Source organism: Aromatoleum toluclasticum ATCC 700605 (assembly GCF_000378245.1).
Classification (GTDB): Bacteria; Pseudomonadota; Gammaproteobacteria; order Burkholderiales; family Rhodocyclaceae; genus Aromatoleum; species Aromatoleum toluclasticum.
Window position 1 is genome coordinate 1 of sequence record NZ_KB899494.1, and the last position, 13,665, is coordinate 13,665.

General features: G+C 63.8%; 11 protein-coding genes and 1 tRNA gene. 8 read left to right on the plus strand and 4 right to left on the minus strand.

Features of this window, described 5'->3' with window-relative positions; genetic code table 11:
• Positions 1-605: 605 nt before the first annotated feature.
• Together F464_RS0107685 and F464_RS0107690 are read right to left on the minus strand one after the other, a co-directional pair.
• The gene (locus F464_RS0107685) at positions 606-3,779 is read right to left on the minus strand and encodes a metallophosphoesterase (RefSeq protein ID WP_018989211.1); all 3,174 of its coding nucleotides are present in this window, start codon (positions 3,777-3,779) and stop codon (positions 606-608) included.
• A 318-nt stretch (positions 3,780-4,097) separates the two neighbouring features.
• Positions 4,098-4,739 carry a 2OG-Fe(II) oxygenase family protein gene (locus tag F464_RS0107690; RefSeq protein ID WP_018989212.1) on the minus strand — a complete coding sequence of 214 codons (642 nt, stop codon included), beginning with the start codon at positions 4,737-4,739 and terminating at the stop codon, positions 4,098-4,100.
• Positions 4,740-5,188: 449 nt separating this feature from the next.
• Here F464_RS0107690 and F464_RS27995 point away from each other — a divergent pair, with 449 nt between their 5' ends.
• The 5 genes from F464_RS27995 (at position 5,189) to F464_RS0107715 (ending at position 9,699) form a co-directional block, all read left to right on the plus strand.
• Positions 5,189-7,348, plus strand: a complete 2,160-nt coding sequence (locus F464_RS27995; protein ID WP_018989213.1) for a diguanylate cyclase — start codon at positions 5,189-5,191, stop codon at positions 7,346-7,348.
• A gap of 71 nt (positions 7,349-7,419) precedes the next feature.
• Positions 7,420-7,911 carry a flavodoxin family protein gene (locus F464_RS0107700; protein ID WP_018989214.1) on the plus strand — a complete coding sequence of 164 codons (492 nt, stop codon included), beginning with the start codon at positions 7,420-7,422 and terminating at the stop codon, positions 7,909-7,911.
• An 88-nt stretch (positions 7,912-7,999) separates the two neighbouring features.
• Positions 8,000-8,359 carry an arsenate reductase (glutaredoxin) gene (arsC, locus tag F464_RS0107705; protein WP_018989215.1) on the plus strand — a complete coding sequence of 120 codons (360 nt, stop codon included), beginning with the start codon at positions 8,000-8,002 and terminating at the stop codon, positions 8,357-8,359.
• A 308-nt stretch (positions 8,360-8,667) separates the two neighbouring features.
• Complete coding sequence (locus tag F464_RS0107710; RefSeq protein ID WP_018989216.1) at positions 8,668-9,102, plus strand: CBS domain-containing protein; 435 nt, start codon at positions 8,668-8,670, stop codon at positions 9,100-9,102.
• A 120-nt stretch (positions 9,103-9,222) separates the two neighbouring features.
• Positions 9,223-9,699, plus strand: coding sequence for a hypothetical protein (locus tag F464_RS0107715; RefSeq protein WP_018989217.1), 477 nt, complete (start codon positions 9,223-9,225; stop codon positions 9,697-9,699).
• A gap of 53 nt (positions 9,700-9,752) precedes the next feature.
• Here the strand turns inward: F464_RS0107715 and F464_RS0107720 are convergent, their stop codons facing one another.
• Positions 9,753-10,151 carry a hypothetical protein gene (locus tag F464_RS0107720; RefSeq protein WP_157353599.1) on the minus strand — a complete coding sequence of 133 codons (399 nt, stop codon included), beginning with the start codon at positions 10,149-10,151 and terminating at the stop codon, positions 9,753-9,755.
• Positions 10,152-10,340: 189 nt separating this feature from the next.
• Here F464_RS0107720 and F464_RS0107725 point away from each other — a divergent pair.
• Positions 10,341-10,425, plus strand: a tRNA-Leu gene (locus F464_RS0107725).
• A gap of 177 nt (positions 10,426-10,602) precedes the next feature.
• On the opposite strand, the gene ald is transcribed toward F464_RS0107725, so the two are convergent.
• Positions 10,603-11,691, minus strand: coding sequence for an alanine dehydrogenase (ald, locus tag F464_RS0107730; RefSeq protein WP_018989219.1), 1,089 nt, complete (start codon positions 11,689-11,691; stop codon positions 10,603-10,605).
• Between the two features lie 304 nt (positions 11,692-11,995).
• Here ald and F464_RS0107735 point away from each other — a divergent pair, with 304 nt between their 5' ends.
• Both F464_RS0107735 and F464_RS0107740 read left to right on the plus strand, forming a co-directional pair.
• A complete protein-coding gene (locus F464_RS0107735) occupies positions 11,996-13,153 on the plus strand; it encodes an HD-GYP domain-containing protein (RefSeq protein ID WP_018989220.1) in 1,158 nt (385 codons plus the stop codon).
• An 11-nt stretch (positions 13,154-13,164) separates the two neighbouring features.
• Positions 13,165-13,575, plus strand: a complete 411-nt coding sequence (locus F464_RS0107740; RefSeq protein ID WP_018989221.1) for a bacteriohemerythrin — start codon at positions 13,165-13,167, stop codon at positions 13,573-13,575.
• Positions 13,576-13,665 lie beyond the last annotated feature (90 nt).

Here is a 13,665-nt window from a genome sequence, read left to right on the forward strand (position 1 = left end):
CGCTGCGTCTTGATCCCAAAATGCTGGCCCGGAGCAGGCCTGACGAACTCCATTCGAAGCGCCGATGCCACAGAATCGGGGGCGATTCCCAAGTGCGTCGCCCTCATCCCACCGCTGGCGCCGGCGTCGGTCTCCCGCGCTCGAATTCAATCTCCATAGCGCATCGCCTACGCTGAGCGCTCCCGACCGAAATCCGCGGTTTCCTCCCTGGAGCGTTGTCCAACGCCTGCCATCAGCCTCGACCGATCATCGACGGCTTTCCCGATTGGCAGGCGTCGAACAACGCTAAACCAGTGCCGACCTTGGGCCTGACGCCGACGTCGGGCGGCAATGCGGCGGTTACCTGCCGCTCACCTGCTTGCGGCGGTGAACGACCGCTTCCTTTGTCTGGCTATAGCCGGACCCGACCCAACGCAGCTAATCACTCGACCCATGGCTCACCGGCAGGCGCCAGAGCCAAGCGGTCGTCCAGTAGGACTGCCCAAAGACCGCCGGTCCGCAAGAGTCGGCATATGCCCCGCAATTCAAACCAAGCAGCAATGCTCGCCCTGAGTATTGCAGCAAAGCTGCCAATTAGCACCAATCTGTAAGGCGTTTCTCGTATATCACGATACTTTTTTGTCTCTTCCTTTTTTCGCGTACCGCTCCTCCATGGCTTCCACAACCGCCTTGTTGCGCATGAGAAAAGATCCCTGCAGCCGCTTCAGCAGACTTTGCGCATGCACGGGCTTCGACTGCTGTCCAGGAAGCTTTTTTGTGGCATGGGATTTCAGCTCGATGCCGCGCTGGGTCTCCAAATCGATTCCCGCCGCCGCGGCCAAGCGGACTTTCTCCGCATGTGGCATGTGAAACATGTAGAGGTGGCGAGCGACCTGCCCCTGCAGCAGCTTGTAGCCGAAGTAATTGCGGTCCATGGATTCGGCCAAAGCTTTTATTTCCTCGCTCGGCGGGTTGCCGGGATAGCTCAACTTGGATGAAGCCTTGACGATCTGGTAGGCAAGGCTGCCTTCGGCCCTGGCCACTTGGTCGATGATGGCCGAGAGCTTGGGAGAACCGATAATCTCGCCTTGGCGGCTCACGAACGAATCAGCCACGGCCCCCAGGACATTGAAGATGAATCGCTTGGCAATTTTGTCCGCCCTTTCAGCGGGCACGGACGGCCAGTTCTTTTTGAGCCGGTCGGTAATTTCCATGAGGACAGCATCCGGCGCCGAATTGATGACAGAGATGAAGTAATTGACCCCGCGCAGCGGCGCATCGAAAAGCCGCTTGACCAGATCGGTCTTAACATCCTTTGGGATCGAGCCGTATCGGCCCTTGATGACCTGACCGAGGATCTCGCTGGTCTTGAAGAGAAGATTGAGTTGGGTTACCTGATCCAGTTCCTGGATCGAGGAAACTTCCTTATCGAGCATCGGTTCAGGCAACTCGGCCGCCTTGTCCTCGGTTTTCCGGGCCTCGCGGTTGTTTTCGACCACATTGGTCGCATCGACCACGATTTTCGCCTTGTTGCTGACCCAGGTGTTTAGGAGCTCGGCGTCATCTTCCAGCCTCAGTATCGGGATATCGCCCAGAATTGAAGTCAGTAGATCGGCGATTTCCTGGATTACCCAGTCACTTTGGATATGATGTGTCAGGAAGAGGACGACGTTGGCGTTCTCCCGCAGATACAGATGGGCGCAAAGGTGTTTGATGAGATCCCTGATCTCCACCTTTTCGCTATGGATTGCTAGGTACTTAGCGACGAAGAAGTATTCCAAGTAGGAATAGGCGAAGGCATAGCCGCCATTCCGGGCAACGAGGATCTTGGTCCTTTCGAGTAAACGCAGCCGCTCGATAGGGTCGGTGGGGTGCATTTCATCGGAAAACCACTGGTTGAATCTCATTAGGTCGGCTGCGCTGAGGACCTTCTCTTTGCTCTGGAAATACTCCCAGGCCAGATAGACGAGATAGCTTTGAATCTCATCGATCTCGTCCGCCTTGACCCGTGCAAGGGTTAGGGAGTGGCGGAACATGTATTCGTAGTATTGTGCCGTTCCTGCGTTGGCCAGGGATCCGCGCTCGTTCACTTCGATGGTCTGTAGTAGGACCAGCGTATTAAAGGCAGTCATCGGCACAAGCCCCTTGCTGAGGACGCTGTTGATCGCCCGCTCGGCGGAGTGGACCTTCTCCTGGAGTTCCACCTCCCCCCGCGGGCTGCCGATCTCGTACCAGCGGCGGATGAGATCATGCCGCAGCTTGTAACCGAAGCCGAGCATCCTAAAGTCCTTGTACTCGGTGGTGGCTTTGGCCGCTTCGGTCGAAGAGATGACGGAAACCTCGTAGCGCTCGCCGGCAGTGGTGATGACCCGACCGAACTGTCCCTCAATGTTTCTCAGGACTCGGGCAAGGACATCTCCCCGGGAGCCCACTTCATCCAGGTTGTCGACCAGGGCCACCTTTTCCTCGAAGGGCACTTGGGCGTACTTGTGGACCGATTCATCGCCGTACTGGTCCGCAACCAGACGGTCAACGTGCCGGCGGAAGTGTTCGGCACCATCGATGGCGTCCTTGGCGTCGAACAGGAGGGGTTTTAGTCCCTGGCACAGGAATTGGGCATAGAGGTGTTTCAGAAGACACGTCTTGCCAAACTGTTCATCCCCATAGATGAGGACCCGGCGGTGCTCTTCCTTCAACTGGAGGAAAACCGACGCATTGACGACATCCTGCTCGTCCTTTTCGCTCTCGAACTCGGTCAGATCCGGGGAGACGAAAACATCGGAAAGCTGAATGACTTCGCGCTCCGGATGCAAGAAAGACGCATCAAGCGCCTCGAGCCAACTCTTGGCCCGATCTGTGAGATGAAAGCCGTTCTTAGGCCGCCGCTTTGGAATGGGCTGGGTGTTCCCCCAGTTCGCGAAGGCTTTCGGCGGCCGGTAGCATTCTCCATCCCAGGCAAACGACTCCGGTGCCACGGTTTCCTTGTCGATATCGATCAGGATTACCGCATAACCCGAAGAGCCATTCTCATCAAGCGCCGCGGCCTCGAAGAAGAGCGACGAACGCTTTTCAAGATCGCTCACCAAGCTAGTAGTTAGGTTGTGCTCATGCCCTGACATCACCATCTGATAGTTGGCCTTGGCCATCTCCCGCAATGGGTGGTAGGCGGTCTGAGCGTACCAGTTAAGCGGGTGGTGCATCATGAGGATGTTGATGTTGGCCGTATCCTCCTGGATGGCTTTGTAGCGCTCGACGGGGAAGACCGCCTCGCCCTCTGGAACGGTGGCCACCCAACTCGGATTGATAGCGGAAAACCGCAGGGTTTTCTCGCCGAAGGTGTAGCGGTAGTCCTTCCAGAGCTTGTCGCCGCAGCACATGCCCGTGGTGCCAAGGCCCCCTTCGAACTGATAGTAGTGGGCGAGGGGTTCAGTGCAGACATCGATGACGTCATCGTCAATACTTGGACCGGTCTCGGATCGCAAGGATTTCACGAGGTGGGTGCGGGTCGACTTCGACTGTTTGAACGTGCCATCGTGGTTGCCCGGGGTTACCAGAATCTCGATCTGACCGAGGAAGTCTTTACGGAGATCGGCCCTCAATTCATCCACGAAGGTGCGCGCCAGTCGGAATTCCTCCGCCTCACCGGATTGGGTGATGTCACCGGTATAAACGATGAAAATCGCGCCAACATCTGCGAGGATCGGTCGCAATGTCGCCGCGATCTGGCGATGCCGGCTTAATACCGGCGAGTTGGCGTTATGGATATGGCTGTCGCTAAGATGGAGGAGGATGGCTTTCATGGCGTCGCTTGACTCAGGGTTTCGGCATGGCCATAAGCATAGCTGATCTGCATGATGTGGGTGCCCGCGGCCTAGACCCAAAACAACCATCAGCCTTGGGTACTGAGGCGTTAGGGGCGAGCTACCACCCTCGAGGCAGCAAACTCGACCGCCCGCTGGGCTTGCCTTGAATACTGCCTTCTCGCATGTCCGGTTTCCGTGTGGAAGCGGCCCGTGTTGCTAGCAACCATGAGCGTCGACTTTGGCCGAGCAGCCGCCCTCAAGTCCGACTCGCCCAAAAAAAAACGTGGTAGTGGGCTGTCAGACGAGCCAGTCACGTTACCACTGGGGCTTGCTCACGTTCTCTGCGAAGGCGGAGAACATGAGGTTGAAGCTGAGGCTCACCCGCTCGTGTTCGCTGCCGTTTGCGTCGACGGAGTGCTGCAGGTAGGACGGGAACATCAGCAGGGTGCCGTTCGTGACGCTCACGACGACGTGATCGGTATTCTCGGCGGTAAGTTCGACGACCGGCGGCCGGATGAGGGCGGTCTGGGGTCGCGGGTCGTGGAAGTTGATGGTGTCGGCGCCGGGCGATGTGCGCAGGTAATAAACGCCACTCAGGAAGTTGTTCGGGTGCATGTGCATCGGGTGCGCGGCGCCCGGGGCGAGGATGTTGGCCCAGCAGCCGGTGATCTCGAAGGCGTCGTAGCCGGTACGCAGGAATCGCAGCACGCTCTTCGCTACGCTGTCGATGCACGCGACAAGCTCCGCGAATTCTGCGCGGCGGTGCAGCGTCTGCACGGACTGCCAGCCCTGGCCTGGTGCGAGCGGCGCCGCGTCGCGCCGTAGCTCGTCCAGCACCGCCAGCAGCTTCGCGCCCATCGGTTCGTACAGCTCCGGTTTCAGCTGGACCTTCCACACCAGCGTGGCGAACATCGGAAAGACATCCGAGGAGCCCCAGCGGTTGATCTCTTGCACCATGACACGACTTCCCGCTTCGAAAGCCAATCGCAAGCATTCGGAGACACGTTTTCAGAGCAGCGTTGCCTGCGTCGCCGTTACCCACTGCATTTCAATATAGATCCGTGCGAGCCGCGGGGCTGCCTCCCGCGTGACGGGAAAAACGGGGACAGACCACAATTTGCGCAGTCGCGGGAAAAACGGGGACAGACCACAATTTGCGCAGTCGTGACGCGCTGGATGAGCTCCCTGACTTACTTGCTTCCCTCCCCACCTCCGACTCCCCCAACTGCGCCTCGTCGAGAAACAGGTACTCGTTGCCATCGACCCGCGGCTCGCGCTCGCGCCACGCTTCCAGCACGGCGTCGATGCCACTAAGTTAACGGCGTGCTTCCATGTCGTTCCCGATTTGATCGCGCGCAGGACGTAGGTACACTGCGTGCTCTGCCCGCGAGGCCCCGCCCCTGCCCATGTCGTTCTTCCGCACCGTGAAATTCCGCATCATCGGACTCGGCATCGTGCTCGTCGTCGTCGGGGTCCTGGTACGTCAGCTCGTCATCCTGCCGGCGGTGCGGGACCGCGTGCACGACGTCGTAGCGGACGCGCAGGTGTCGATCGCGACCTATGTTGCTCGGGACCTCGCTTACAGCCTCCACCTGCGCCGCACGCTGATCGGTGAATTGGCGGGCACGCTGCCGCCTGCGCTGCCGCCTGCGCTGTTGCCGCAGCACGCGCAGCTCGCGACGTGGCTGGGCGAGCGCGAACGCCTGAGCCCGCTCTTCGACCGCGGGCTGCGGGTGCTGCGGCCCGATGGCGAGCGGGTGGCGGACAGTCCCAGGGCCGGCGGCGGCGATGCGTCGCCCTTGCCCGCCGTTTCCGAGGCCGACTGGTTCCGTGCGGCACTCGGTTCGGAGGGTCCGGTGATCAGCAGGCCGCACCGCGACGGTGCCGACGGCGCGCCGGTCATCGTCATGGCGGCAGCGGTGCGCGACGGCGGCGGGCGCGTGCTGGGCGTGCTGGCAGGCGAACTGCGGCTCGACGAGGGGGGCTTTCTGCGCGAACTGCAGCAGACGCGGCTGGGCGCGAGTGGCGGATTCCGGGTGATCTCGCCCGCCGACAAGCTGTTCGTCGCCTCGAACGACCCGGCGATGGTGCTCCAGCCCACGCCGGCGCCGGGCATCAACCTGCTGCTCGATCGCGCGATGACCGGATATCGGGGCGCCGGCATCATGGTCGATGCGCAGGGCGCGAACGAACTCGCAGCCATCGCGGCCGTGCCCGACACCGGATGGCTCGTCGTCGCCCACACGCCGACGGCCGAAGTGTCGCAGCCGGTCGCGGAACTGCGCCGCCTGCTGTGGCGCAATTCGTTCGGCACGATGATCGTGCTGAGCCTCATCCTGATGCTGGTGCTGCCGCGCCTGCTGCGGCCGCTGACGGATGCGGCGCGCGCGATTCGCGAGATGGCCGACGGCAAACGGGAGCTCGCCCCTCTCGCCATAACTCGCCAGGACGAAGTCGGTGACCTGCTGCTCGGATTCAACAGCCTGGCGACGAGGCTGCACGACAAGGAGCAGGCGCTTCTGCAGACCCTGAAACAGCTCGACCAGCTCGCCGGGACCGATGCACTGACCGGTGCATGGAATCGGCGCCAGTTCTACCAGGTCGTGACACTGGAACTCGAGCGCGCCCGCCGCTATCGTCACCCCCTCGCGCTGATCCTGCTCGACATCGATCTGTTCAAGGGCATCAACGATCGCTACGGCCACGTCAAGGGCGACGAAGTCCTGCAGGCAGTCGCGGGCTGTATCCGCAGTACCCTGCGCATGCCCGATTCGCTGACCCGCTGGGGGGGCGAGGAGTTTCTCGTGCTGCTGCCCGACACGGATCTCGCAAGCGCGAGGGTGCTGGCCGAGCGCGCACGGGCCTGTATCGCGGCGTATCACATGGACGGAGTCGACAGCATCACGGCGAGTTTCGGCGTGGCCGAGCTGGGCGACAACGAATCCCGCAACGACTGGATCGCGCGCGCCGATGCCGCGCTGTACCGCGCAAAGCAGGGCGGACGAAACCGCGTCGAGGCCGATCATGCCGTGGTCAGCCACACGGCAGAGCAGGACGGACTGATCAAGCTCGTGTGGCATGCGTCCTTCGAGAGCGGCAACGCCGAACTGGACACCGAACATCGCAAGCTGTTCGACGAAATCAACGCGCTGTGGGCCCTGATCGTTGCGGAGCGCCCCATTGCGGAGATTCGCGCGGCCATCGAGGCGCTATACGGGAAGATGCTGGGCCATTTCCGCGACGAGGAACGGCTCCTGCAGCGCATCGGCTACCCCGACCTCGCCGCGCACATCCGGATGCACGATGCGCTCACCGTACGGGCGGACACGCTGATCGCGGACTTCCGCCGCGGCGGCGCGGACTTCGGCGCGCTCTTCACCTTCCTCGCCCACGACATGGTCGCCCGACACATCGTCAGCCAGGACCGCGCCTATTTTCCATACCTGGAAGCGACATCGCGATCGGATCACGGCGTCGCGCCCGTCACAGCGCATGGCGGTGATCGTCAGCTCCGGGCGGACAGCGCCGCATCGGCCCGGACCGCCCTCGCGGACGACGCGGCGTAGAAGACCAGCGGCTGTTAAGCTGTTCCCGCCAGGCCGGGCAACCGACCGGCGCTGTCTAACAGGCTCCCCGCATGAAGACCCTGCTGATCGTCTATCACACCATGACCGGCGGCACGCTGCAGATGGCGCGCGCCGCCGCCGATGCGGCCACCGCGGACGGCTCGGTCGCGGTGCGCCTGCTGCATGCGCACGAGGCGGGCGCCGACGACGTCCTGGCCGCCGACGGCTACATCTTCGCGACGCCCGAGAACCTGGCTGCGATTTCGGGCCAGATGAAGGATTTCTTCGATCGCACCTACTATCCCGTGCTGGATCGCATCAATGGCCGGCCTTACGCGACGCTCGTGTGTGCGGGCAGCGACGGCAGCAACGCGGCGCGGCAGATCGAGCGCATCGCAACCGGGTGGCGGCTGAAGCCGGTCGCGCCGCCGCTGATCGTGTGCACGCATGCGCAAACGCCCGACGAGATTCTCCGGCCGAAACACATCGGCGCCGACGAGCTCGACCGCTGCAAGGAACTCGGCGCCGGAATCGCGGCAGGTCTGGCGCTGGGGATCTTCTGAAGGAAGTCGGCGGCGGTCGCGGCCCTTGCCGCCTTCCGTGACCCGTACAATTCCCCCTTTCAGCCCCATTTTCATGAGCCTGCCTTCCATGACCGACGTGACCATCTACCACAACCCGCGCTGCGGCAATTCGCGCGGCGCCCTGCAGATCCTGCGCGAACACGGCATAGAACCGCGCGTCGTCGACTACCTGAAGACGCCGCCGGGCCGTGACGAACTGGTCGGACTGATCTCGGCCAGCGGCCTCGCCGTGCGCGAGATCATGCGCGACAAGGAAGCCGTCTTCGCCGAGCTCGGCCTTGCTTCGCCCGAGCGCAGCGACGACGAACTGATCGACGCGATGCTCGCGCATCCGATCCTGATCAACCGCCCTATCGTCGTGACGCCGCTGGGCACGCGGCTGTGCCGGCCGCCCGAGCGGGTGCGGGAGATCCTGCCGCCGGCCTGAGGCGCCGCGTCCCGGGCGGCGCGCACCCGTATGGCTCACGACACCTTCGCATCGTCCCCAAACCGGTGCGCTCATCGTTCTCACGCGGACGACGGCGACATGCAGCAGTTTGTTTTTCCTGAATTTTTTGCTTCAGGTCGCGACGGCCCGGATTTTGCGTGACTTCCATCGAGCGGCGCGGGACGGTCGTCGACTGTGCACGACTTCAATCCGCCCACACCGGCTCCACAAGATCCTGGTTCGTTTTCCAGGACGGCTAGCACGAAGACCCTCCCGGTCTTCTCCCTTCTTTCAAGAGGAGACATGCCATGCCACACCGGCCCATTCGCGAAGTCATCGGCCAACGCCCCTTTCCCACGGTCACGTCCGGCAGCACGATCCGCAACTCATCGATCATCATGCGCGAGATGAAATCCTCGGCAGTTCTGATCGTGGATAAGGGAAAGCTGCTCGGCATCCTGACGGAGCGCGACATCGTGTTCCGCGTCGTCGCCTGCGGACTCGATCCGGCCACCACGGCGGTCGAGAGCATCATGACCACGAAAGTGCAGACGATCCACAAGGACAAACCTTTCGGGCACGCCCTGCATCTGATGTATGAAGGCGGATTCCGCCACATGCCCGTCGTGGACGGTCGCGGAACGCCGCTCGGCTTGCTCGCCGCCCACGACGCGCTCGACATCGATGGTCTTCAGCTGGGACAGGATCTGGTGCGCCGCGAGGAAATCTCGGTCATCCTCTGACGCACCGCCTGTCGCCGTACCGGCAATGGCGGTGCGGCGACAGGGCCCGACTCGGCGCGAAACGGGGTAGTCTGTCGCATTGACTTGCCGTGTCGATAGTCGCGACACAAGGGTAACGCGATGCGTGCAGTATGGATCTCGGGACTGACCGCGCTGGCGCTGTGTGCCGGTCTTGCCTGGTATCTCGCGCCCCTCGATCCCGGCGCGCTCGCGCTTCAGTTTGCCTTCACACCCCGAGCCTTCGGGCAGATCATCCATTTCTGGTCGCCTGCCGATCTCGAGCGCTACCGCAGTCACTTGCCCGTCGACTATGCGTTGCTGCTTGCATACGGAGCATTCGGCTACCTCAGCGCGACGCGGGCACGCGTCTTCGCCGCCCATGCGCCTTCGTTCCGCGGTGTTCTGAAGTGGCTTCTGCCGCTCGCGGCATTCTTCGACGCGCTGGAGAATGCCTTGCATTGGTGGCTCACCGAGGTGCCGCGCTTCGGGGTGCCTCTCCTGTACGCGGTGTCGGCCGGGGCCTCCTCGCTGAAGTGGCTGCTGGCCCTCGGCTTCGGGCTGATGTGTGCCTACGCGCTTTTTCGCGCCGAGGACTAGCCGCAGGACGCGAGTTGCGATGGATTCGATACGCGCGGCTTCGGTCTTGGTCCCTACCCGCGTTCGAACAGCACGCGGCAGTCGCGCCGCGCGCCGCACATTACCGCATCCGCGAGCTGCTCGACCGCATCCATGTCCTGTGCGTGATTGTGGAGCGGGATGCGCAGGGTGCGGCTGGCGAGCTGTGCGGGATTCTGACTGATCGTGTACACGACGGCTGGCACCGGCCGCCCGGTACGCGGCGTCACCGGCGCGATCGGCGGCTCCGGGGAATCTGCGACCGTTTCGAGCATCGACGGGGGCGCGGTCAGCAACCGGCACAGCACCGATGTCGACCGGTCGTACCAGCACACCCAAACCGTTTCGGCACCGTCTGCGGCTGCCCGGCCGGATGCACCGACGCCGCACGCAAGGACGCAAAGACCAGCCAGATACGCAGGAAACTCGCCCATATCATGTCACTCGTATATACGAAGGACATTTTAGCGATCGTCCGTCCACCGAACGCGGTAATCCCTCACGCCGGCCCTGTCGATAGCCTATGCGGTAACGATTGACGAGCACCCGGCATCCCGGGCTATAATCCGCGCCCTTCAGCAGTCACTGCGATCCGCCCCGTGCGGCCGCAGGAACGCGACGAAGCCTTGGTGGTGAAATTGGTAGACACGCTATCTTGAGGGGGTAGTGTCGCAAGACGTGCGAGTTCGAGTCTCGCCCAAGGCACCAATCAGAAGTCCGGAGCAGTCCGATCCAGGCCAGCAATCCCGTGCTCTACGAGGGATCTGGCCTTTTTCACGTCTGCCCGCTGCTGCCGGCACACACTGAAATCAGCCGTCCCTGGGGGCATTGCCTGGGAACGCGGCGGTGCCCGCCGGTCGGCTGTTCCCGGAGCTCCGCACCCCTTCACGTCGCCGCAAAAGCCTCCGCGACGGCGGCGCAGACGATGCGGCCCGCATCGATATTCACGCCGGCCGCGAGGTGCGGATCGTCCGCCGTCGCGCGTTGCCAGCCCTTGTCGGCGAGCGCGAGCACGAAGGGCAGGGTGGCGCTGTTGAGGGCGAAGGTGGAGGTGCGTGCGACCGCGCCGGGCATGTTGGCGACGCAGTAGTGCACGATGCCGTCCACGACGTAGGTTGGATCGGCGTGGGTGGTCGGGTGGCTGCTCTCGAAGCAGCCGCCCTGGTCGATCGAGACGTCGACCAACACCGAACCCGGTTGCATGCGCGCGAGCCAGTCGCGCGGCACGAGCCGGGGCGTGCGTGCACCGGGCAGCAGCGCGGCACCTATCGTCAGGTCGGCCTTCAGCACCAGCGACTCGATCGCGCCGCCGGTCGCATGGCGGGTGCGGATGCGCCCGGCGAAGAGCTCGTCGAGACGGCGCAGGCGCTCCAGCGAGGGGTCGGCGACGGTGACCTCGGCCCCCAGCCCGACGGCCATGCGCGCGGCGTTGTAGCCGACCACGCCCCCGCCCAGGATCACGACGCGCGCCGGCGCGACGCCGGGAACGCCGCCGAGCAGGACGCCCGAGCCGCCGTGCGGCTTCTCGAGACAGCTCGCCCCGGCCTGGATCGCCATGCGTCCGGCGACCTCGCTCATCGGCGCGAGCAGCGGCAGGCCGCCCGCGGGGCTGGTGACCGTCTCGTAGGCGATCGCGGTGGCCCCGGACGCGAGCAAGCGGCTCGTCTGCTGCGGGTCGGCGGCGAGATGCAGGTAGGTGAACAGTACCTGGCCCGGCCGCAGCAACGCGCATTCCTGCGGCTGCGGCTCCTTGACCTTGACGACGAGTTCGGCGCGGGCAAAGACCTCGTTGGCGCTATCGACGATTTCCGCGCCTTCGGCACGGTACAGCTCGTCGGGCAGGCCGATCGCCGCACCCGCGCCGCTCTGCACCAGTACGCGATGACGGTGGGCGACGAGTTCGCGCACGCTGTGCGGCGTTGCGCCGACCCGGTATTCGTGCGTCTTGATTTCCTTCGGGATGCCAATTTGCATGATCGAGGGTCCGTGGGAAGGCAGGCGGCCCGCCTGCGGGGTTCGTGCCGGAGCGCTGCATGGCGGACTCGGCAAGTCTCGATGATGAACGCGCCGACGCCCGCCTGTCATGCTGCGCCACAACACGCGTACGAATTCCCGGCGCCGGTATCTGTGGCGCTATCACCAAGGTGCTAGGCGTCATCGCGCCGCGGCGCGCCACTGCGCGATTTGCGGTTTTTTGTTTTCCTTCCGCCGGATTGCCTGCTAGCCTGTCGGCACCGCACGCAGGATCCGACGGACCACACGCTGTTACACGACGAAAATGACACCTCGGCAAGGTTTCGAACGCGTCTCGCCCAATGACATCCGTCTCGGCGAACCCCTGCCCTACGCGGTGTACGACGGTTCCGGGATGCTGTTGCTGCAGGCCGGTTTCGTGATCAATACCGTGAAGCAGCGCGAGGTGCTGATCGCCAACGGCTGCTTCATCAGCAACGACACGCACCACCCCAAGGCCGCGTATCCGACCCTGCCGGTGGCCTCGGTGAGCGAGGAGCACAGCTCCTTCGAGATGTTCGACCTGCTCAAGCTGCGCCTCAAGCGCACCTTCGACCTGTACAAGCACGGCCACCTGGGTGACGAATTCGTGCCGCGCATCGAGGGCATCGCGCTGACGATCCAGGAGGCGTGCACGCACGACACCGACTCCGCGCTCGCCAACCTGCATCTCGACTACGACAGCTCCTACGCGGTCATCCATCACCTGCAGGCAGCGATGTTGTGCGAGCTGATCGGCAAGAAGCTGGGCGTGCCGGACGAGTCGCGCCTGCCGCTGATCAAGGCGGGCCTCACGCACGACATCGGCCTGCTCGACATCCAGGACACGCTCGACCAGCAGCTCGCGCCGCTGACCCCGTTGCAGCGCGAGCGCATCCACCGCCACCCGATCGAGAGCGAATCCATTCTCACGAGCCTCGGCGTGCGCGAGAACACCTGGCTCGACCCGGTGCGCCACCACCATGAACGGCTCAACGGCACCGGCTACCCCGACGGCAGCTCGGGCGACGCGATCAGCCTGCCGACGCGGGTGCTGGCGATCGCCGACATCTACAGCGCGATGGTGCGCGACCGCCCCTACCGCAAGGCGATGGTGTCGACCGAGGCGATGCGCAAGCTGATGCTGGAGCAGGGCTCGGCCACTGACAGCCGCCTGATCGGCATGATGATCAAGGAGATCGGCGTGTTCCCGCCGGGTGCGACGGTGCGCCTCGCGAACGGCGAGATCGCGGTCGTGAAGAAGCGCACGGTGAACACCGCCTGTCCGCTGGTATTTTCCTTCGTCCGCGCCGACGGCATGCCCATGCTGACCCCGGCGCAGCGCGACACCGCGCACGAGCCCTGCCGCATCGAAGGCATGGTGCCGTTTTCCAGCCACCGCGGCGCGGTCGTGGTGCTGCGCGGCCTGTGGAACCGCCACTGAGGACGAGCCCGATGAACCGCTTCGAATGGACGCCGGAATACTCCGTCGATGACGCCGAAATCGACCGCCAGCACGCGGAACTGATCGCGATCATCGACGAACTCGCCACCCAGCTGCACGGCGAGGGTCCGTCGGACGGCGCGCGCAGCGTCTTCGACCACCTCGCGCATTACGTGACGACGCATTTTGCGTACGAGGAAGAGCGCATCGCGCGCGCCGGATACCCCGACGACAAGATCGCCGCGCACCAGGCCGAGCACAACGCGATCCTGCGCCAGGTGCAGGAGTTCGAGCGCGTCTTCGAAAGCGGCGATGCCGCGGCACTGCAGGAGATGATGCCCTTCCTGTACGGCGAATGGCTGATCCATCACATCTGCGGCACCGACAGGGAATACGTGCCCTGGCTCACGGCCGCGCGCTGACGCAGCGGCTCGCCCCCGCGAGCGCCCGAATCGGGTAGCGTTACGACACCGGCAACACACCCCGTTCATGACAATCCGATCGCAGGCGGA

Coding starts and splice junctions, on each gene's coding strand:
- F464_RS0107685 (WP_018989211.1), bottom strand. CDS start 3,779: ATGAAAGCCATCCTCCTCCATCTTAGCGACAGCCATATCCATAACGCC.
- F464_RS0107690 (WP_018989212.1), bottom strand. CDS start 4,739: ATGGTGCAAGAGATCAACCGCTGGGGCTCCTCGGATGTCTTTCCGATG.
- F464_RS27995 (WP_018989213.1), top strand. CDS start 5,189: ATGTCGTTCTTCCGCACCGTGAAATTCCGCATCATCGGACTCGGCATC.
- F464_RS0107700 (WP_018989214.1), top strand. CDS start 7,420: ATGAAGACCCTGCTGATCGTCTATCACACCATGACCGGCGGCACGCTG.
- arsC (WP_018989215.1), top strand. CDS start 8,000: ATGACCGACGTGACCATCTACCACAACCCGCGCTGCGGCAATTCGCGC.
- F464_RS0107710 (WP_018989216.1), top strand. CDS start 8,668: ATGCCACACCGGCCCATTCGCGAAGTCATCGGCCAACGCCCCTTTCCC.
- F464_RS0107715 (WP_018989217.1), top strand. CDS start 9,223: ATGCGTGCAGTATGGATCTCGGGACTGACCGCGCTGGCGCTGTGTGCC.
- F464_RS0107720 (WP_157353599.1), bottom strand. CDS start 10,151: ATGGGCGAGTTTCCTGCGTATCTGGCTGGTCTTTGCGTCCTTGCGTGC.
- ald (WP_018989219.1), bottom strand. CDS start 11,691: ATGCAAATTGGCATCCCGAAGGAAATCAAGACGCACGAATACCGGGTC.
- F464_RS0107735 (WP_018989220.1), top strand. CDS start 11,996: ATGACACCTCGGCAAGGTTTCGAACGCGTCTCGCCCAATGACATCCGT.
- F464_RS0107740 (WP_018989221.1), top strand. CDS start 13,165: ATGAACCGCTTCGAATGGACGCCGGAATACTCCGTCGATGACGCCGAA.